This window comes from Xenorhabdus beddingii, from assembly GCF_002127545.1.
GTDB lineage: Bacteria > Pseudomonadota > Gammaproteobacteria > Enterobacterales > Enterobacteriaceae > Xenorhabdus > Xenorhabdus beddingii.
Genome location: NZ_MUBK01000020.1, coordinates 30,131 through 48,733, shown reverse-complemented (window position 1 = coordinate 48,733; position 18,603 = coordinate 30,131). Strand labels below are relative to the sequence as shown.

Here is an 18,603-nt window from a genome sequence, read left to right as displayed (position 1 = left end):
AAATTAACTCCGTGATTGTAAACGCATTTCACGCTCTGCTTCCGTCAATGAAGCCAAGAAAGCGTCACGCTCAAATACGCGCTGCATATAGACTTGAAGATCTTTTGCACCAGGGCCTGACAATTCAACACCCAAAACAGGCAAACGCCACAGCAACGGAGACAGGTAACAGTCTACCAAGCTGAATTCTTCACTCATGAAAAATGGCATTTCTCTGAAAATAGGCCCAATAGCCAGCAATTCTTCAGCAAGCTGTTTCCGTGCTGCATTAGCTTCCTGAACACTCCCTTCCTGAATTTTGTACATCAGGGAATACCAATCTTTTTCAATTCTATGCATCATCAGGCGGCTGGAGCCACGAGCGACGGGATACACAGGCATGAGTGGTGGATGCGGGAAACGCTCATCCAGATATTCCATAATGATGCGAGAATCATACAGAGTCAGCTCACGATCAACGAGGGTAGGAACCGATTGGTAAGGATTGAGATCAATCAAATCCTGAGGTAAGTTACCTGCTTCAACGTGTTCAATCTCAACGCTGACCCCCTTTTCCGCCAGTACAATTCGCACTTGATGGCTAAAAATGTCGGTCGGGCCGGAAAACAGAGTCATTACCGAACGTTTGTTGGCAGCGACAGCCATGAAAACCTCCAAGTTTATCTAAAAAAAGGAACGAACAGCCCCTCAATGAACAGCGGCTATTCTCGCTCATATTCTCATCCTGTTTCGCACTTATTATCCGAGGTTATCTATCCCTTCATCTTTCAAGTTACCGCTGTGTTGGCTGCATCTTGAAATCCCTTGGGTATACCTCTGCCAAATCAGGCAAACTCATGGATAAGGCAAAAAATTGTTACTAGTTTACCAGATTTTGCACATTTTGTGGGGAAGTACATCGAGAATTAATGATGAAATATTGGAGTCTGAAGATTTGTTTCTTTAATATGCTATTTTTTACCTAAAAATAGCGCATTATCGAAGAGTAAAAATCTCATGATGTAAAAAAAACCCGCCATTGAATGACGGGTTTTCAACTTTAATCCAATGCCACAAGGGTGGCAATAAATTAACGTTTGGAGAACTGTGGACGACGACGTGCTTTGCGCAGACCCACTTTTTTACGTTCAACTTCACGAGCATCGCGAGTAACGAAGCCAGCTTTGCGAAGATCAGAACGCAGAGTCTCGTCATAAGCCATCAGTGCACGGGTGATACCGTGACGGATTGCGCCTGCCTGACCAGAAATACCACCACCTTTAACAGTGATGTACAGATCCAGTTTGCCCAGCATTTCAACCAGCTCAAGAGGTTGACGAACAACCATACGCGCAGTTTCACGACCGAAGTAAACTTCGAGGCTGCGTTGGTTGATTACGATGTTACCGCTACCTGGCTTAATGAAGACACGAGCGGAAGAGCTTTTGCGGCGACCAGTGCCGTAGTATTGATTTTCAGCCATTGCCTATAATCCCGATTAGATGTCCAGAACTTGTGGTTGCTGTGCCGCGTGGTTGTGCTCGCTGCCCGCGTAAACTTTCAGTTTACGGTACATTGCACGACCCAGTGGCCCTTTTGGCAGCATGCCTTTAACCGCGATTTCAATGACACGCTCAGGACGGCGGGCAATCATCTCTTCAAAGGTCGCTTGCTTGATACCACCGATGTGGCCAGTGTGGTGATAATAAATTTTGTCAGCACGTTTGTTGCCAGTTACAGCAACTTTTTCTGCGTTAACAATAATGATGTAGTCACCAGTATCAACGTGCGGAGTATATTCCGCTTTGTGCTTGCCGCGCAGGCGACGAGCTATTTCAGTTGCAAGACGGCCTAATGTTTTGCCATCTGCGTCAACAACATACCAGTCGCGTTTTACGGTTTCTGGTTTAGCTGTAAAAGTTTTCATTAAAGCTTACCCAATTATAAGTTACACGTTGGTGAACACTCGATGTTCAGAAACTGTTTTTGAGGTTCACACGACTCTTGTCCAGCAAACCTACCCCTTCGAATAGCCTATGCCGGCACTAATGCAGATTTTTTGGGAAAAAAAATTCTGCTGTAACGTGGGGTCGCAAGATTATAGAGAAGTCATCATAAAAAATCGACCCCAAATTCAATAATTATCCCGTTGGCCGATGTTGCCTTCCTCCACAAGAATAAATAGATCAGGGTAAATGGGGGAGTTTCAGGTACTCCTCGCTTTGCATTTCTTGTAATCGGGATCGGCAGCGTCGGTACTCAAACGTCAATAATTCCCCCTGATACATCTGTTCCATTGTGACTTCTGCATTGATGATGAGCTTCACATGCCGTTCATAAAATTCATCAACCAGTGCAATGAAGCGCCGTGCAGCACTTTCATCTGAGGCAGTCATGACTGGCATGTCATGCAGCAGTACAGAATGATAAAGTTTCGATAATGCAATGTAATCCAACTGGCTGCGGGGATCTTCACACAAAGTTTTAAAGTGGATAGCCAATACCCCATCCACACTACTGATGGCAGGCATACTGCGATGATTAATCTCCAGGACCGGATTCGGTTCGCCTTCTCGCCCAGCCAGACGTTGGAACATGTGGCGCATCTCCTGCCGATTTTCTTCCGACAATGGCGTCAAATAGAGGTGTGCTTGTGTGAGCGTCCGCAACCGATAATCAATGCCCGCATCGACATTCATGACATCGCAATATTTTTTTATTTGCTCAATGGCAGGCAAAAACCGGGCGCGCTGCAATCCATTCCGGTACAGATCATCAGGTGGAATATTGGATGTGGCGACCAATGCAATGCCCCGCGCAAACAGGGCTTCCAGCAAAGTTCCGAGGATCATGGCATCCGTGATGTCAGAAACAAAAAACTCATCGAAACAGAGTATATCCGTCTGCCCCTTGAAACCGTCAGCCACGACTTCCAGAGGATTTTCATGCCCTTGCAGAGCAGTTAACTCTTCATGTACCCGCAGCATGAAACGATGAAAATGGAGACGCAGTTTTCGCTCTGTGGGCAAACTCTGGAAAAACATATCCATCAACCATGTTTTCCCACGCCCAACACCTCCCCACATATAAAGCCCCTGAACAGGACGACGCGGCCCAGGGGCTTGTCGGCCAAAGAACCGGCCAAACAGGCCTTTCAGACTATTCATGCCTTTCAAACCATTGGGCTGGGGAGAATGCCCCGGACTGGCATTCATCATATCGTGATGAAGCGTATCCAGCCGTGCAACCGTATTGCGCTGCACATCATCAGGCTGATACTGCCCCTCAGACAACGCAGATTGATAGAGAGATGAAGGTGTAATCGGTAACATGGAAGTCATAATCCTTAAAAATTTTTTATTCCCGGCATGTATCACATACTGATAAGAGTCGCACCAAACTCCTCTGATTTCAGTTCATTATCTGTTTTCTCACCCCCCATGACTTACTACAGGGATGATGGCCCGTTACCCGGTTTCTTTACATATTTTTGCTTGTTGGCGGTGCCACAACTTGAAATCTATCGGATATAATTGCTGCATACCCTAGCAAATCTGTATGAAATTAACACATTAGATGATGCATAAATTAATTAATAATCAATATTCCACTCTGACTAAATTAACGGTTATAGTGGTAGTAATGATATTGTAGAACAATGGTGTGACTAAAGGAGTTGCCATGACTTGGGAATATGCACTGATCGGATTAATCATTGGTTTTATCGTCGGCGCGCTGGCTGCCCGTTTTGGCAGCTCAAAGTTACGCCAACAAAATGAACTACAAGCAGAATTGGAGAAAAACCGGGCGGAGTTGGACGAGTACCGCAAAGAGCTGGTCAGCCATTTCTCCCGCAGCGCTGAGTTACTTGATAATATGGCTCGCGATTATCGTCAGTTATATCAACACATGGCTAAAAGTTCCAACGAACTGACGCCTGATATGCCAATACAAGATAATCCTTTCAATTATCGCCTGAGTGAACCCGACGCCGTGAAAAATAAAGTGGCATCGGACAAGCCTCCCCGCGATTATTCTGAGGGCGCGTCCGGCCTGTTCCGCCCTATCCAAGATAAAAAACAATAAATTTTTTTGCCGTGGTAGCATGGGATATCACGGCTCATCAAGCGTGAATTCACGTAAATACCTGTAAATAAATTCTTTGAAACTACATTATTAGTGAACTTTGCTGAATAATCAGTAGTCATAACAGCATCGAATCCATTATGCTTGGAACCTATCCCGATAAGCGTAATTTCCGGGACAGTAAAACGCCCCGACAGGATAGGTCTCTTAAGTACGATTCCCTTTTTCTGGCTTAAGCATTAAGAGAACGTATTCAATGAAAAGAAAAAACACATTGCTCAGCGCACTCGCTATCAGTATTGGACTGTCTTTAGCTTCAATTCCAGTGGTAAGTAATGCGGCATTACCTGCTGCCGTAGCCTCCCAAGGGTTACCCAGTCTCGCCCCCATGCTGGAAAAAGTGCTTCCTTCTGTTGTCACTGTGCATGTTTCGGGTACTGAAATACAAAACCAACAACTTCAATTACCTGAAGATTTCCAATTCTTCTTTGGACCCGCTTTTCCTCCGCAAGAACAGCGAAGCCGTCCATTCAAGGGGTTAGGATCTGGCGTTATCATTGATTCAGATAAAGGCTATGTGCTGACGAATAGTCATGTTGTCGAAAATGCAGATAAAATACGTGTCCAATTAAACGATGGCCGCGAATACTCCGCAAAACTGGTTGGGCGCGATCCACAAACTGACATCGCACTTTTACAGCTAAAAGATGCCAAGAATCTGACTGTCATCAAATTCGCGGATTCCGACCAACTGCGCGTCGGGGATTATGCCGTTGCCATCGGCAATCCATTTGGGCTGGGGCAGACCGTGACATCCGGGATCATTTCCGCTCTTGGCCGTAGTGGACTGAATTTGGAAGGTCTGGAAAACTTTATCCAGACCGATGCCTCAATTAACCGTGGTAACTCCGGTGGGGCGCTGATTAACCTGAAAGGGGAGTTAGTCGGTATTAACACCGCCATTATCGCTCCGGGCGGTGGTAACGTCGGTATCGGTTTTGCTATCCCAAGTAATATGGCCAAAAACCTCTCGGCACAGCTCATTGCCAATGGAGAAGTCAAACGTGGCATACTCGGTATAAAAGGCACCGAAATGACTGCCGATATTGCTAAGGCACTCAGCATTGATGCACAACAGGGAGCGTTTGTCAGCGAAGTGATCCCTAAATCGGCAGCCGCTAAAGCAGGTATCAAGCCCGGTGATGTTCTGGTTTCCTTTGATGGCAAGAGAATCAATAGTTTCGCTGAGTTGCGGGCGAAGATTGGTACAACAGTTCCCGGCAAAGACGTTAAAATTGGTCTGCTGCGAAAAGGAAAGCCGCTCGAAGTCAGCGTAACATTGGATAACAGTGATGGTCAGTCAACCAAAGCAGAAAAACTGAGTGTGGCCCTGCAAGGTGCAACCCTGAGCAATGCCACCGTAAAAAGCACTCAAGGCATCAAGGTGGACTCCATTGCCCAAAATTCGCCTGCGGCAATATCTGGTTTGCAGAAAGATGACTTAATTGTTGGTGCCAATAATGTTCGCGTGCGGAGTATTAGTGAATTACGCAAAGTCACTGAGGGTAAACCTTCTGTTATCGCACTGAACGTTTTGCGTGGTGACGATAACGTTTATCTATTGCTACGTAATTAATCAATTTAATATTAACTAAAATATCTATACCCAAAATAATTCGAGTTGCATCGCGGCGGCAAAGAATCTCATCCCCGGGAGCATAGCTAACTCTATGTTTATAAAGACGGTAACCGGGGTGAGTGAGCGTAGCCAACAAAGAGGCAACTTGAAGTATGGCGGGTATACGACAGACACAGCATAATAACTGTGTCTGTCCGCTTCTATGCTATTCTTCTTTTAATCATTTATTACTGAATAATGCCATGCTGATCAAGTTATTGCGCTCTATACTAATAGGTTTATTGATTGCAGCCATTTTGCTGATCTCCATCCCTTCCCTGCAACCCAATGGCTTGAAAAACCTCCTGCGCGATAACTCCAGTAATGAAATTTACAGTTTTAGTCAGGGCGTTCGGCGCGCTGCACCTGCGGTTGTCAATATCTATAGCAGCAGTATGGGTAGCTTATCTCATGAAAGCCGGGAACTTCGCCCCTTAGGTTCTGGTGTCATTATGAGCGAACGGGGCTATATTCTGACGAATAAGCATGTCATCAATAAGGCAGGTTCGATCATCGTCGCCCTGCAAGACGGGCGTTTTTATGAAGCGCTGTTAGTCGGCTCAGATGGCCCAACAGATTTGGCAGTCCTGAAAATTAACGCCACAGATCTCCCTGTGATCCCAATCAATCCCAAACGTGTCGCTCATGTAGGCGATATCGTGCTGGCTATCGGCAATCCGTACAATTTAGGACAAACCATCACGCAAGGCATTATTAGTGCAACCGGGCGGGTTGGACTCAGCCCAACACGCCGCCAAAATTTCCTGCAAACCGATGCCTCAATTAATCAGGGCAACTCTGGGGGTGCTCTGGTCAATACGCAGGGAGAGTTAGTCGGCATCAATACGTTAACATTTGATAAGTCAGAGTTTGGTACTACACCTGAAGGATTGGGGTTTGCCATTCCAACCAAACTGGCTACCACCATCATGCAGAAATTGATCCGTGATGGGCGGGTCATTAGGGGATATATCGGTATCACGGCCAGAGAGCTGCCCTATATCCGTTCATCAGGCAGCAATATCAATCAAATACAAGGCATGCGGGTTTTTCAGGTTGCTCCGGGTGGCCCGGCCGAAAAAGCCGGGATCAAGGTGGGAGATATCATTACCAACGTCAATCACCAACCGGCCATTTCACCAACTGAAACGATGGATAAAGTTGCAGAGATCCATCCGGGCAGCGTTGTCCCCGTCACCGTATTGCGCAATGGAACGACCCTCACGCTAAACGTCACCATTGATGAATTTGACGGCGAATAAAATGGGTATCCTGAAAATCCACGCACTCAAAACCTGAGCGGTACGTGAAAGAAAAGTAAAAAGTATATTTTCAGCTTCCCTCACCTCTCCCTATATGAGGCGAGGGAAGGCATTAATTCCGTTTAATCCGTTGACTTAATGCGCTCAATATTCGCCCCAAGGCCACGCAGCTTATCTTCAATGTGCTCGTAACCCCGGTCGATATGATAAATACGATCGACAACGGTGATCCCTTCTGCAATACAACCAGCCAGCACTAAACTGGCAGAGGCACGCAAGTCCGTCGCCATCACCTGAGCACCCGACAATGTTTCAACACCGAGGCACAGCACGGTATTGCTCTCGATTTCTGCCCGCGCGCCCATGCGAATTAACTCAGGGATATGCATAAAGCGATTTTCAAAGATAGTTTCAGTAATCATTCCTGCCCCCTCTGCAACCATATTCAGCAGGCTGAATTGCGCTTGCATATCTGTCGGAAAGCCCGGATGCGGGGCGGTGCGGAATGTGACTGCTTTAGGACGCTGGCCGTGCATATCAAGGCTAATCCAATCCTCTCCCACTTTGATATCCGCACCCGCTTCACGCAATTTCGCTAAAACGGCATCCAGTGTATCGGGTTTGGCATGGTGGCAAATCACTTTGCCACGGGAAATCGCGGCAGCCACCAGGAAAGTTCCTGTTTCAATACGATCAGGCAGCACGCGATGGACGCCACCCCCTAAACGTTCAACCCCTTCAATCACAATGCGATCAGTACCTGCGCCACTGATTTTTGCTCCCAATGTATTGAGGAAATTAGCCGTATCTTCAATTTCCGGTTCACGCGCTGCATTCTCAATCGTCGTGGTGCCTTCCGCCAAAGTTGCCGCCGTCATAATCGTCACGGTTGCCCCAACACTGACTTTATCCATGACAATGCTGGCACCTTTCAAACGACCATCCACAGAGGCTTTGACATAACCTTCGTCCAGCACGATTTTCGCACCGAGTTGCTCCAGCCCGGATATATGGAGATCAACGGGGCGTGCCCCAATAGCACAGCCGCCCGGCAAAGAGACTTGTCCCTGACCAAATCGCGCCACCAGCGGCCCCAATGCCCAAATGGAGGCCCGCATTGTCTTAACCAGCTCATAAGGCGCACAATATTCGTTGACCCCACTGGCATCAACAAAAACGGAGCCATTGCGTTCTACTTTTGTTCCCAGGCGATTAAGCAATTTGATGGTGGTATCAATATCTTTCAATTCAGGAACATTCTGTAATTCAACAGGTTCTTCTGCCAGCAACGCGGCGAACATAATTGGTAAGGCGGCATTTTTTGCCCCGGAAATAGTCACCTCTCCCGACAGGCAGGTAGGCCCTTTCACACGAAATTTATCCATCTGTCATGATCCTCTTGTTTAATTCAAATTGTGCTGTTCGCGGCGAAGCCAACAGCCTCAAAATCCCTGAAGTTTGCGGTCACGTTGCCACTGTTCAGGTGTATAGGCTTTGATTGACAACGCATGAATGCGGTTATCCGCGATGTATTCCATCAGAGGAGCGTAAACAGTCTGCTGTTGTTTGACACGGCTCAGGCCATCAAAAATTGCCCCGACGGCAATAACCTGAAAATGGCTGCCATCACCGCTAACGATAGCTTCATCAAGTGCTAAATTTTCTATCAGCACTTTTTTAATTTCATCAGTATCCATAAATTGCTCACATTCGCCGTTAAAAAAGAACGTCGTTGAAAAAAGAACGTCGTTAAAAAATAATAGTAGATGCCTATCCTAATGGAATCCAGACGACTCTTAAACCAAAGAAAAACGCCCCTGTAAGATGATCACTTACAAGGGCGCTGATTATCGAAAGGGAGATTACGCTTTGGGCGGGTTATTGCCCAGAAGACTTTGCAGACCATACAGGGTGATCAACGTTTCCAGACGTTCTCCCACACCTGAAAGTGTCAGAATTCTGCCATTTTGCTGAAACTCTCCTTTTAGGCGCACAAAAAGAGCCAACCCGGTGGAATCCACATGATTAAGCTGAGAAACATCAATATTATCGACGTCCTCCAGTACACGGTCTTTTTGTTGCCAAAGAGGAAGTAAGCTGTCACGATCCAATGTTCCTTGCAGAAACAGAGTATTTCCCGTTTTTTCCCAGCTTACTGTGTCCTGATTGGCCGTTTCTGTGCCGACAGTGCCGCTATCAAGAGTCCCTTTTTCCATATCAATTTTTCTTTTCTAACGTGATCGGGGTTTTCGCGCTGATGGCCAATTGCTCAGTCAGTCCATCAATCCCTTTCTGGCGCAGGATATCCGCCCACTCATTCTGTTTGGTTGTGATCATACTCACGCCTTCGGCAATCATGTCGTAAGCCTGCCAGTAACCCGTTTTACTGTTTTTGCGCCATTGGAAATCCAAACGAACCGGCGGCTGGCCGTTAGCATCCGTAATGGTGACCCGGATAGCCACGATGTTTTTGTCATCCAATGGCTGCTCTGGGGCGATTTGGTAATTTTGCCCATGATACATCGCCAAAGCCTGACCATAGGCTTGCTCCAGATAGGACTCAAACGCCTTAAAATAAACGTCACGCTGCTCAGGTGTCGCTTGTTTGTAATAAGGACCCAGTACGAGTGCCCCCGCATATTTTATTTGCACATAAGGCAACAATTCTTGACGCACAATCTGACGCAAAATGTCTGGATTCGCCCGGATCTGTGGCTGATCATTCGCCAAGCGGGTAAACGTTTTTTCTGCCGCATCTTTCATCAGGGCATAGGGATTGGTTTGATCCGTAGCGCTGGCCAATGGCGCAACCACAAGCAGCGCAACCATGAGTAATCGCTTAAACATAACTGTTATCTCTCCTAATACGGTGGTTTACTGGTTAATGGGCTTGTCCAGATGTCGAAGCGGAGGGTTCCTGATTTCCGCTACCACTCTTATACAAGAACTGACCTATCAAATCTTCAAGTACTATCGCTGACTTGGTATCTTCAATCTTATCCCCGTCTTGCAAGATGGCAGAGCCTAAATCAGGGTCATCAAACCCGATATTGAGTGCAATATATTGTTCACCCAGCAATCCGGCGGTTCGGATAGAAAGCGAGCTGGTATTGGGTATATTGTCGTATTGCGTGAAAATATCCAGTTCAACTTGTGGGGTATAGGTCTTGTGATCCAGCCAGATTTTTTGCACACGACCAATCACCACGCCACCAATTTTCACCGGTGAACGCACTTTCAGGCCACCGATATTGTCAAAGGCCGCATATACCCGATAGGTTGGCTGACTGCCGAAAGATCGGATATCCGCCACTTTCAGACATAAGAAAATAATTGCAGCCAGCGCAATCAAGACAAAAGCCCCAACCCAAATTTCATTTTTCTTGTTTTGCATCAAATTAGTTCCCAAACATCAGTGCCGTCAGCACAAAATCCAAACCCAATACCGCCAACGACGCATGAACTACGGTGCGCGTCGTTGCCCTGCTGATCCCTTCTGATGTTGGGATAGCGTCATAACCATTAAACAGAGCAATCCACGTTACTGTGATGGCAAAAGCGACACTTTTGAGAAAACAGTTAAGCAAGTCTTTTTGCCATTCCACCGCTGATTGCATGGACGACCAGAAAAAGCCTCCATCAATGCCTTTCCAATCTACACCGACTATCGCGCCGCCCATGATCCCAACAGCAACAAAAATCAGCGACAGCAAAGGCATACTGATAAAACCCGCCCAAAAGCGTGGGGCAATGACTCGACGCAGCGGGTCAACGGCCATCATTTCCAGGCTGGAAATCTGTTCCGTGGCTTTCATCAGTCCAATTTCTGCGGTCAGGGCTGAACCGGCTCGTCCCGCAAATAACAGCGCAGTCACGACAGGTCCCAGTTCACGCAACAGTGATAACGCCACCATCATGCCGAGGCTGCCCTCAGCACTAAATGTCGTCAGAACCAGATAACCCTGCAATGCCAGAACCATACCGATAAACAACCCTGAAACCACAATAATCAGCAAAGATTGCACACCCACGCTATAAAGCTGCTGACGCAATAGTCCCCATTGTCTGGCAGGCTCAGGCTTACCCATAATTGCACTGAACAGCATGAAACCCGCACGACCGAATGAAGCCGTAGCCTCAATCATACGCCGGCCCAACGCAGCCAATGCCCGTATTAACATCAACATTCCATTATCCTAATAACTCAGTTTTGTAATCCCCGGCAGGGAAACGGAAAGGTACAGGCCCATCAGCGATGCCATCAAGAAATTGCCGTACCCGTTGATCCTGATTCGTTTTCAGTTGTTCCGGAGTCCCTTCTGCAATCACTTGCCGTTCAGCCACAATATAAGCATAGTCAGCAATACTCAGGACTTCAGGCACATCGTGGGAAACCACGACACACGTAACACCAAGCGCGTGGTTAAGCTCATCGATCAGCTTGACCAAAATCCCCATCGTGATCGGGTCTTGACCGACGAACGGTTCATCAAACATGATTAAGTCAGGATCGAGTGCGATTGCCCTCGCCAGTGCCGCTCGCCTTGCCATGCCACCAGACAGTTCTGATGGCATCAAGTGCGCAGCCCCACGCAGCCCCACCGCTTCTAATTTCATCATTACGGTGGTGTGAATCAACGCTTCAGGCAGTTGGGTATGCTCGCGCAAGGGAAAAGCCACATTGTCAAAAACATTCAGATCAGTAAACAATGCCCCTGACTGAAATAACATGCTCATTTTCTTGCGGGCAGCATAAAGGCGTGGACGGGACAACGCGGGAATATTATCGCCATCAAACCAGATTTCACCGCGCTCAGGGCGAATTTGCCCGCCAATCAGACGCAGCAAGGTGGTTTTTCCAATACCGGAAGGCCCCATGATGGCGGTAACTTTTCCTTTCGGGACGGTCAGATTAATATCAGCAAAAATCGGGCGTTGACCTCGGGTGAAATACATACCGCAGATCTCAATTAGATTTGCCGTTTGTTGACTCATTATTGATAGCCCCTAACCATTGAATAGAACTGTCTTTGTTACTGTATTTAAATACACCATGATGCATACTACAAAAAAATTGCCCAATTTGCGTTAGCAAAGTTGCGACAAATTTTACTTTTTATCTCTTGACCGTCAGAATGTATAAGTCTAGCTGAATAAACATTTCATGTTTAGAAATCAACCATTATTAGCATTATGCTCGAAATGAATTTTATTTAAGGCGCCCCCATGTTTCTGACTATTTTACTGCTTATTACCGGGTTGATTTTACTAGTATATGGTTCCGATAGATTGGTTTATGGTGCTGCGGTTTTTGCCCGCGCCCTGAAAATTTCGCCATTTGTTATTGGCTTGATCATTATGGGTATCGGAACCTCACTACCAGAACTCATGGTGTCTATCACAGCAATTTCAGACGGTCTGCCGGACATGGCCGTGGGCAATGCCATTGGTTCCAATATTACTAACCTGTTGCTGATTACGGGCGCTGCGGCTTTCATTCGGCCAATCACGGTGAAATCCAATATCCTGCGGCGGGAAGTGCCTCTGATGATAGTGATCACCGCATTTGCAGGCTATATGCTGTCCAACAACTATCTGAGCCGTCTGGATGGTATCCTGCTGTTGCTTTCAGCCCTCTTCTTCATCGCCCTGATGATCAAAATGACGGCGTTATCCCAGGATGATGGTGGTGATAGTTATACTCAGGAACGAAATGCAGAATTGCCTGTCGAAGGCAACAAGGGGATTGCACTGCTTTGGGTGGTTTTGGGTTTAATTATTCTCCCCATTGCTACCCGCATGGTCATTGACAACGCAACCGTGATTGCCCGTATTTATGGCGTCAGCGAACTGATCATCGGCCTGACCATCCTTGCCGTGGGAACCAGTTTGCCTGAACTCGCCACGGCCATTGCTGCAGCCATAAAAGGTGAGAATGATATGGCGATAGGCAGTATCATTGGCTCTAATGTGTTCAATATTACCCTCGTATTGGGTATTCCCGCCATCCTTTCCCCCAGCGTCATATCCCCGGAAGCCTTTTCCCGGGATTTTTGGGTCATGATGGCAGCCAGTCTATTATTCACGGTATTCTGTCTGGGAAGAAAACATCGATTGAACCGATTAAACGGCATCCTGTTATTAAGCTGTTTTATCATTTATTTTGTCGTACTTTTTGTTTCTAATTATTACGGTACTCATTAATTGCCGATTGAATGGGAAAAGAGAGGGAAATAAAAATGCCTAAGATCGATTTTCAGCAAGCAGGTAAAAAAGTATTACAGATCGAACTCGACGGGCTGGCAGGTCTGGAGCAATACATCAATGACGATTTCAGCCGGGCCTGTGAATTGATGTTTGGCTGTGAAGGAAAAGTCATTGTCATGGGAATGGGTAAATCCGGCCACATCGGGCGAAAAATCGCAGCAACCTTTGCCAGCACGGGCACTCCCTCTTTCTTTGTCCATCCCGGCGAGGCCAGCCACGGTGATCTCGGCATGGTAACCGCAAAAGATATCGTTCTGGCTATCTCCAACTCCGGTGAAGCGAATGAAATTCTGGCGTTGGTTCCTGTTCTCAAGCGACAAAAAGTCCCGCTGATCTGCATGACAAATCATCATAACAGCAGTATGGGAAAAGCCGCCGACATCCATTTGTGCATTAAAACCCCACAAGAGGCTTGCCCATTGGGGCTGGCTCCGACCACCAGCACCACCGCAACGCTCGTGATGGGAGATGCCCTGGCCGTTGCCCTGTTGCAAGCCCGTGGTTTTACTGCTGAGGATTTCGCGCTTTCCCATCCCGGTGGCACATTGGGACGCAAGCTCCTGTTGTTGACCAGTGATTTAATGACCACGGGTGATGATATTCCCCGGGTTCCCCGTACTGCGACGTTACGTGAAGCGTTGTTGGAAATCACTCGCAAGAAGCTGGGTATGACGGTTATCTGCGATGATGACATGCAGATCAACGGGATTTTTACCGATGGGGATTTACGCCGTGTTTTCGATATGGGTATCGATTTAAACCATGCAAAAATCGCTGATGTTATGACCGCCGGGGGGATACGAATCAAGCCCAATGCACTGGCCGTTGACGCATTAAATTTGATGCAGTCGCGCCACATTACTTCCCTGCTGGTGACAGAAGGAGACAAATTGCTTGGCGTATTGCATATGCACGACCTTTTACAAGCCGGCGTCGTATAAAACCATTAAACTAAGTGCAAAAAACCTTAAGAGAATGCCTTAATGAGTCAAAAAGAGTATCTGGACACCTGTTATGGTCCGGTTAGCAAAGAAATTATCGAAAAAGCCAGTCACATTCGTCTTCTGATTTGTGATGTTGATGGCGTGATGTCTGATGGGCTGATTTATATGGGCAACGAAGGGGAAGAGCTGAAAACCTTTAATGTCCGTGATGGCTATGGCATTCGTTGTTTAATCACTTCCGGCATTGAAGTTGCCATCATTACTGGCCGCAAAGCAAAATTGCTGGAGGATCGCGCAAAAACATTAGGCATTACCTATCTTTACCAAGGCCAGAACGATAAGATTTTGGCGTATCAGGAACTGTTGGATAAACTAGCGTTACAGCCAGATCAAGTTGCCTATATAGGTGATGACCTGATTGACTGGCCTGTCATGGTGCAGGTTGGGTTATCTGCCGCGGTTGCTGATGCTCATCCACTGCTGTTGCCAAAGGCTGATTATGTCACCCGGATTGCCGGTGGTCGTGGTGCAGTCAGGGAACTTTGTGATTTGGTGCTCTTCGCTCAGAATAAGCTGGAAGGTGCCAAAGGGTTATCCATATAAATTAAAATTGAAAAAAGAATGAGCAAAATTCAATCCTGGCTGATCGCAATACTGGTACTGATCGCGCTTGCGCTGATTGGCTGGAATTTATCGCATGTCAATGATGATACTTCATCCCCCGTCGTAGATGATGGTTATCCCACTTATCAAACACGGGAGGCCACGACTTTTGTTTATGATCCGGAAGGTAAACTGGTTTACAAGCTGGTTGCGGATGATGTCAAAAACTATGCAACAACGAAACTGACCTGGTTTACCAATCCCGTATTGACAACATTTGATCCCAATAGCCACCCAGGAACCCCAGTAGACACATGGACAGTACGAGCCAATCAAGCCAAACTAACCAATGACAAAATGCTCTACCTGTATGGGGATGTCCAAGTGGATAGCCTGACCGACGCGTCACAATTGCAACGGATCACAACAGATAATGCGACCGTCAATCTCACAACACAAGATGTCGCATCCGATGACCAAGTCACCCTCACCGGTGTCGGGATAAAATCTGTTGGCATGAAAATGCGTGGCAATCTGAGAAATAAAACTGCTGAACTGATTGAAAAGGTGACTACTCACTATGAGATTCCACATGAACAACCTAATCCGTAATACCGCTATTGCCAGTACACTTTTTGCCGTTAGCTTGCCGGTATTGGCCTTGAAAGATGATACGAAAAAACCGATTACCATCGACTCGGCGAGACAGTCTCTGGATTTAACGGGAAATGTTGCCACATTTACGGACAGTGTTGTTGTAAAACAAGGCTCGATCGATATTCATGCTGACAAAGTCGTTGTCACCCGCCCGAACGGGGACTCGAATAAGACGGTGATGGAGGCTTACGGTAACCCGGCGACTTTCTACCAATTGCAGGATGATGGCAAGCCCATCAAAGGGCACGCATCAAAGATGCGCTATGAGATGGATAACGAGCTGATTACATTGACCGGTAACGCCTATCTTGAACAGCTAGACAGTAACATCAAGGGCGATAAGATCACCTATCTGGTACCAACACAACAGATGGAAGCCTTTAGTGATAAAGGTAAACGTGTCACCACTGTCCTGTTGCCTGCCCAGCTACAGGAAAAAGCCCCTGGCGCTGATGTTCCTAAAAAGCATAAATAACGACTTATGGCAATACTATGATGTCTACACTAAACACAGATATGGCAATACTGAACGCAGAAAATCTGGCAAAAGCCTATAAGGGCCGTAAGGTCGTTGAGGATGTCAGCCTAAAAGTAAAATCAGGCGAAATTGTGGGCTTGCTTGGCCCCAATGGCGCAGGTAAAACCACCACGTTCTACATGGTGGTCGGCATTGTTCCGCGTGATGCGGGTTCCATTACCATTGATGGAGAGGACATCAGTCTGCTGCCCCTGCATGAACGCGCCCGTCGCGGGATCGGCTACCTGCCGCAGGAAGCCTCGATTTTCCGTCGTCTGAGTGTATTGGACAATTTGATGGCCGTCCTTGAGATCCGCAAAGATCTCAATCAGGAACAACGCAAAGCGCGGGCAGAAGAGTTGATGGAAGAATTTCATATCGCTCACCTGCGTGATAGCCTTGGGCAATCACTCTCCGGCGGTGAACGCCGCCGTGTGGAAATAGCCCGTGCGCTGGCAGCCGACCCCAAATTCATCCTGTTGGACGAACCTTTCGCAGGTGTTGATCCCATTTCCGTACTGGATATTAAAAAGATTATTCAACACCTGCGGGATTGCGGATTGGGTGTCCTGATCACGGATCACAATGTCCGTGAAACATTGGATGTTTGCGAGCGTGCTTATATTGTTAGTCAAGGCCACTTGATTGCCCACGGTACTCCTGATGAAATCCTGAATAACGAACAGGTCAAGCGCGTCTATCTGGGTGAAGGTTTCCGCCTTTAATCCTCATGCTTTTGTCAGCCAGACGCCGTGCAGGGAACCCTTCAAGCCAGGTAAGGAGAAAGCAGTAACGCTATGAAGCAAAGTTTGCAACTCAGGCTCAGTCAGCAATTGGCGATGACGCCCCAGCTCCAGCAAGCCATCCGTTTGTTGCAACTTTCCACGCTTGATCTTCAGCAGGAGATCCAGCAGGCGCTGGAAACCAACCCTCTGCTTGAACAGGATGATCTGCATCAGGAAGTGGATATTCAGGAAATGGATAGCCAGCAAATGGATCACCAGCAAATGGAGAGTCAGGAGCTTCATGCATCCGATGTTGAAACAGCAGCAATGGATACCCGTGAAGCACTTGAACAAAATAACATGCCTGAAGATCTGCCTCTGGATACTCACTGGGATGAAATTTACACCGCTGGCGCACTTTCCGGAACCAGCGGTGACTACGGGATTGATGACTCTCCCGTTTATCAGGGAGAAACCACCGAGACACTGCAAGATTATCTGATGTGGCAGGCCGGATTAACGCCGTTTACCGAAACAGATTCCGCCATTGCCACTTCAATTATTGATGCGATTGATGATACGGGTTACCTGACCGTTTCTACCGAAGAAATTCTTGCCAGCATAGGTATGGATGAGGATCAGCTCACTCTGGAAGAAGTTGAAACCGTTCTCAAGCGCATACAGCATTTTGACCCCATCGGGGTCGCTGCCCGTGACCTACGTGAATGCCTGCTTATCCAGCTTTCCATGCTACCGTCAGAGACCGCCCACCTGAACGACGCCAGACTCGTTGTCAGCAAGTACCTTGAATTACTGGGTAACCGGGACTTTCGTAACTTATTGCGTCGGAGCAAATTAAAAGAAAGCAGCTTAAAAGGTGCCATTGATATTATTCAGTCACTGGAGCCGAAACCCGGGCTGATCGTCAACACCGGTGAATCCGAGTATGTTATTCCGGATGTGTTGGTGCAAAAAGAAAATGAAAACTGGCAAGTCAGGCTAAATACCGATAGCATCCCCCGTCTGCGCATCAACCAGCACTATGCGGCCTTGGGGCAGCAGGCCCATAATGAGAGCGACAGTCTGTTCATTCGCAATAATTTGCAAGAGGCCAAGTGGCTGATAAAAAGTCTCGAAAGCCGCAATGAGACATTATTGAAAGTCGCAAGCTGCATTGTCGAACGGCAACAAGATTTTTTTGAACAGGGTGAAGAACACATGAAACCGCTGGTACTGGCTGATATCGCCTATCAGGTTGACATGCATGAATCCACCATTTCCCGTGTGACAACACAGAAATATCTGTATAGCCCACGAGGAATTTTTGAACTTAAATATTTTTTCTCCAGTCACGTCAATACCGATAGCGGAGGCGAGGCTTCTTCTACCGCAATACGTGCCCTGGTGAAAAAACTGGTCGCGGCAGAAAACCCGGCCAAGCCACTGAGTGACAGTAAATTAACCAGTATATTGGCTGAACAGGGCATTCAGGTGGCGCGTCGGACTGTCGCAAAATATAGAGAGTCGTTATCCATCCCGCCTTCAAACCAACGTAAAGAACTGGTTTGAACAACATAGAGAAGGAAAACACCATGCAACTCAACGTTACAGGCCACAATATTGAAATCACAGAAGCATTGCGCAACATGGTGAACACCAAATGCGGCAAACTGGATCAATATTTCGATAAGATTAATCTCATTCAGGTCATCCTCCGGGTGGAAAAGGTACAGAAAATTGCCGAAGCCACCGTTCATATTAATGGAGGTGAGTTGCATGCTACCTCAGAGCATGAAGACATGTATGCGGCAATTGATGCACTGGCAGATAAGCTGGCACGTCAATTGACCAAACACAAAAGTAAATTGAAACAACATTAACAGCT

General features: G+C 47.2%; 22 protein-coding genes. 11 read left to right on the top strand and 11 right to left on the bottom strand.

Going from position 1 to position 18,603, the window contains the following annotated elements:
• Positions 1 to 3 precede the first annotated feature (3 nt).
• From sspA to zapE, 4 genes are all read right to left on the bottom strand, one after another.
• On the bottom strand, positions 4 to 645 hold the full coding sequence (gene sspA / locus Xbed_RS12485) for a stringent starvation protein SspA (RefSeq protein ID WP_074023381.1): 642 nt from the start codon (positions 643 to 645) through the stop codon (positions 4 to 6).
• Positions 646 to 1,069: 424 nt separating this feature from the next.
• Positions 1,070 to 1,462 (bottom strand): 30S ribosomal protein S9, encoded by a 393-nt coding sequence (rpsI, locus tag Xbed_RS12480; RefSeq protein WP_010847761.1) that lies wholly within the window; start codon positions 1,460 to 1,462, stop codon positions 1,070 to 1,072.
• Between the two features lie 15 nt (positions 1,463 to 1,477).
• Entirely contained in the window at positions 1,478 to 1,906 is a 429-nt protein-coding gene (gene rplM, locus Xbed_RS12475) for a 50S ribosomal protein L13 (RefSeq protein WP_038259580.1), read from the bottom strand.
• 259 nt (positions 1,907 to 2,165) lie between these two features.
• On the bottom strand, positions 2,166 to 3,311 hold the full coding sequence (gene zapE / locus Xbed_RS12470) for a cell division protein ZapE (RefSeq protein WP_086113248.1): 1,146 nt from the start codon (positions 3,309 to 3,311) through the stop codon (positions 2,166 to 2,168).
• Positions 3,312 to 3,660: 349 nt separating this feature from the next.
• Between zapE and zapG the strand changes: the two genes are divergently transcribed.
• The 3 genes from zapG to degS all read left to right on the top strand — a co-directional run bounded on the left by zapG (position 3,661) and on the right by degS (position 7,005).
• The gene (gene zapG, locus Xbed_RS12465) at positions 3,661 to 4,065 is read left to right on the top strand and encodes a Z-ring associated protein ZapG (protein ID WP_086113247.1); all 405 of its coding nucleotides are present in this window, start codon (positions 3,661 to 3,663) and stop codon (positions 4,063 to 4,065) included.
• Positions 4,066 to 4,321: 256 nt separating this feature from the next.
• Complete coding sequence (gene degQ / locus Xbed_RS12460) at positions 4,322 to 5,701, top strand: serine endoprotease DegQ (RefSeq protein ID WP_086113246.1); 1,380 nt, start codon at positions 4,322 to 4,324, stop codon at positions 5,699 to 5,701.
• Positions 5,702 to 5,946: 245 nt separating this feature from the next.
• On the top strand, positions 5,947 to 7,005 hold the full coding sequence (gene degS / locus Xbed_RS12450) for an outer membrane-stress sensor serine endopeptidase DegS (protein ID WP_086113275.1): 1,059 nt from the start codon (positions 5,947 to 5,949) through the stop codon (positions 7,003 to 7,005).
• A 122-nt stretch (positions 7,006 to 7,127) separates the two neighbouring features.
• Here the strand turns inward: degS and murA are convergent, their stop codons facing one another.
• From murA to mlaF, 7 genes are all read right to left on the bottom strand, one after another.
• The gene (gene murA / locus Xbed_RS12445) at positions 7,128 to 8,390 is read right to left on the bottom strand and encodes a UDP-N-acetylglucosamine 1-carboxyvinyltransferase (protein ID WP_086113244.1); all 1,263 of its coding nucleotides are present in this window, start codon (positions 8,388 to 8,390) and stop codon (positions 7,128 to 7,130) included.
• Between the two features lie 57 nt (positions 8,391 to 8,447).
• Entirely contained in the window at positions 8,448 to 8,702 is a 255-nt protein-coding gene (ibaG, locus tag Xbed_RS12440) for a BolA family iron metabolism protein IbaG (RefSeq protein ID WP_086113243.1), read from the bottom strand.
• A 165-nt stretch (positions 8,703 to 8,867) separates the two neighbouring features.
• Positions 8,868 to 9,221 carry a lipid asymmetry maintenance protein MlaB gene (gene mlaB / locus Xbed_RS12435; protein ID WP_086113242.1) on the bottom strand — a complete coding sequence of 118 codons (354 nt, stop codon included), beginning with the start codon at positions 9,219 to 9,221 and terminating at the stop codon, positions 8,868 to 8,870.
• 1 nt (position 9,222) lies between these two features.
• Entirely contained in the window at positions 9,223 to 9,852 is a 630-nt protein-coding gene (gene mlaC, locus Xbed_RS12430; RefSeq protein WP_086113241.1) for a phospholipid-binding protein MlaC, read from the bottom strand.
• Positions 9,853 to 9,886: 34 nt separating this feature from the next.
• The gene (mlaD, locus tag Xbed_RS12425) at positions 9,887 to 10,399 is read right to left on the bottom strand and encodes an outer membrane lipid asymmetry maintenance protein MlaD (RefSeq protein ID WP_086113240.1); all 513 of its coding nucleotides are present in this window, start codon (positions 10,397 to 10,399) and stop codon (positions 9,887 to 9,889) included.
• A 4-nt stretch (positions 10,400 to 10,403) separates the two neighbouring features.
• A complete protein-coding gene (gene mlaE, locus Xbed_RS12420; protein ID WP_086113274.1) occupies positions 10,404 to 11,186 on the bottom strand; it encodes a lipid asymmetry maintenance ABC transporter permease subunit MlaE in 783 nt (260 codons plus the stop codon).
• A 10-nt stretch (positions 11,187 to 11,196) separates the two neighbouring features.
• A complete protein-coding gene (gene mlaF / locus Xbed_RS12415) occupies positions 11,197 to 12,000 on the bottom strand; it encodes a phospholipid ABC transporter ATP-binding protein MlaF (protein ID WP_086113239.1) in 804 nt (267 codons plus the stop codon).
• A gap of 231 nt (positions 12,001 to 12,231) precedes the next feature.
• Here mlaF and Xbed_RS12410 point away from each other — a divergent pair, with 231 nt between their 5' ends.
• From Xbed_RS12410 to hpf, 8 genes are all read left to right on the top strand, one after another.
• Positions 12,232 to 13,209: a calcium/sodium antiporter gene (locus Xbed_RS12410; RefSeq protein ID WP_086113238.1), complete on the top strand. Its 978-nt coding sequence runs from the start codon at positions 12,232 to 12,234 to the stop codon at positions 13,207 to 13,209.
• A gap of 35 nt (positions 13,210 to 13,244) precedes the next feature.
• On the top strand, positions 13,245 to 14,213 hold the full coding sequence (kdsD, locus tag Xbed_RS12405; protein WP_086113237.1) for an arabinose-5-phosphate isomerase KdsD: 969 nt from the start codon (positions 13,245 to 13,247) through the stop codon (positions 14,211 to 14,213).
• A gap of 42 nt (positions 14,214 to 14,255) precedes the next feature.
• On the top strand, positions 14,256 to 14,819 hold the full coding sequence (gene kdsC / locus Xbed_RS12400; protein WP_086113236.1) for a 3-deoxy-manno-octulosonate-8-phosphatase KdsC: 564 nt from the start codon (positions 14,256 to 14,258) through the stop codon (positions 14,817 to 14,819).
• 18 nt (positions 14,820 to 14,837) lie between these two features.
• Positions 14,838 to 15,431: an LPS export ABC transporter periplasmic protein LptC gene (lptC, locus tag Xbed_RS12395; protein ID WP_086113235.1), complete on the top strand. Its 594-nt coding sequence runs from the start codon at positions 14,838 to 14,840 to the stop codon at positions 15,429 to 15,431.
• Entirely contained in the window at positions 15,412 to 15,951 is a 540-nt protein-coding gene (lptA, locus tag Xbed_RS12390; RefSeq protein ID WP_086113234.1) for a lipopolysaccharide ABC transporter substrate-binding protein LptA, read from the top strand. Before lptC ends, lptA begins: the two co-directional genes overlap by 20 nt.
• Before the next feature lie 41 nt (positions 15,952 to 15,992).
• A complete protein-coding gene (lptB, locus tag Xbed_RS12385) occupies positions 15,993 to 16,718 on the top strand; it encodes an LPS export ABC transporter ATP-binding protein (protein WP_086113273.1) in 726 nt (241 codons plus the stop codon).
• A gap of 72 nt (positions 16,719 to 16,790) precedes the next feature.
• Positions 16,791 to 18,287: an RNA polymerase factor sigma-54 gene (gene rpoN / locus Xbed_RS12380; RefSeq protein WP_086113233.1), complete on the top strand. Its 1,497-nt coding sequence runs from the start codon at positions 16,791 to 16,793 to the stop codon at positions 18,285 to 18,287.
• A 23-nt stretch (positions 18,288 to 18,310) separates the two neighbouring features.
• Positions 18,311 to 18,598 (top strand): ribosome hibernation promoting factor, encoded by a 288-nt coding sequence (gene hpf / locus Xbed_RS12375; RefSeq protein ID WP_086113232.1) that lies wholly within the window; start codon positions 18,311 to 18,313, stop codon positions 18,596 to 18,598.
• The last annotated feature ends 5 nt before the right edge of the window (positions 18,599 to 18,603 follow it).

Bases quoted from the DNA above. Each gene is read 5' to 3' on its own strand.
- sspA (WP_074023381.1), bottom strand. From the start codon at position 645: ATGGCTGTCGCTGCCAACAAACGTTCGGTAATGACTCTGTTTTCCGGC.
- rpsI (WP_010847761.1), bottom strand. From the start codon at position 1,462: ATGGCTGAAAATCAATACTACGGCACTGGTCGCCGCAAAAGCTCTTCC.
- rplM (WP_038259580.1), bottom strand. From the start codon at position 1,906: ATGAAAACTTTTACAGCTAAACCAGAAACCGTAAAACGCGACTGGTAT.
- zapE (WP_086113248.1), bottom strand. From the start codon at position 3,311: ATGTTACCGATTACACCTTCATCTCTCTATCAATCTGCGTTGTCTGAG.
- zapG (WP_086113247.1), top strand. From the start codon at position 3,661: ATGACTTGGGAATATGCACTGATCGGATTAATCATTGGTTTTATCGTC.
- degQ (WP_086113246.1), top strand. From the start codon at position 4,322: ATGAAAAGAAAAAACACATTGCTCAGCGCACTCGCTATCAGTATTGGA.
- degS (WP_086113275.1), top strand. From the start codon at position 5,947: ATGCTGATCAAGTTATTGCGCTCTATACTAATAGGTTTATTGATTGCA.
- murA (WP_086113244.1), bottom strand. From the start codon at position 8,390: ATGGATAAATTTCGTGTGAAAGGGCCTACCTGCCTGTCGGGAGAGGTG.
- ibaG (WP_086113243.1), bottom strand. From the start codon at position 8,702: ATGGATACTGATGAAATTAAAAAAGTGCTGATAGAAAATTTAGCACTT.
- mlaB (WP_086113242.1), bottom strand. From the start codon at position 9,221: ATGGAAAAAGGGACTCTTGATAGCGGCACTGTCGGCACAGAAACGGCC.
- mlaC (WP_086113241.1), bottom strand. From the start codon at position 9,852: ATGTTTAAGCGATTACTCATGGTTGCGCTGCTTGTGGTTGCGCCATTG.
- mlaD (WP_086113240.1), bottom strand. From the start codon at position 10,399: ATGCAAAACAAGAAAAATGAAATTTGGGTTGGGGCTTTTGTCTTGATT.
- mlaE (WP_086113274.1), bottom strand. From the start codon at position 11,186: ATGTTAATACGGGCATTGGCTGCGTTGGGCCGGCGTATGATTGAGGCT.
- mlaF (WP_086113239.1), bottom strand. From the start codon at position 12,000: ATGAGTCAACAAACGGCAAATCTAATTGAGATCTGCGGTATGTATTTC.
- Xbed_RS12410 (WP_086113238.1), top strand. From the start codon at position 12,232: ATGTTTCTGACTATTTTACTGCTTATTACCGGGTTGATTTTACTAGTA.
- kdsD (WP_086113237.1), top strand. From the start codon at position 13,245: ATGCCTAAGATCGATTTTCAGCAAGCAGGTAAAAAAGTATTACAGATC.
- kdsC (WP_086113236.1), top strand. From the start codon at position 14,256: ATGAGTCAAAAAGAGTATCTGGACACCTGTTATGGTCCGGTTAGCAAA.
- lptC (WP_086113235.1), top strand. From the start codon at position 14,838: ATGAGCAAAATTCAATCCTGGCTGATCGCAATACTGGTACTGATCGCG.
- lptA (WP_086113234.1), top strand. From the start codon at position 15,412: ATGAACAACCTAATCCGTAATACCGCTATTGCCAGTACACTTTTTGCC.
- lptB (WP_086113273.1), top strand. From the start codon at position 15,993: ATGGCAATACTGAACGCAGAAAATCTGGCAAAAGCCTATAAGGGCCGT.
- rpoN (WP_086113233.1), top strand. From the start codon at position 16,791: ATGAAGCAAAGTTTGCAACTCAGGCTCAGTCAGCAATTGGCGATGACG.
- hpf (WP_086113232.1), top strand. From the start codon at position 18,311: ATGCAACTCAACGTTACAGGCCACAATATTGAAATCACAGAAGCATTG.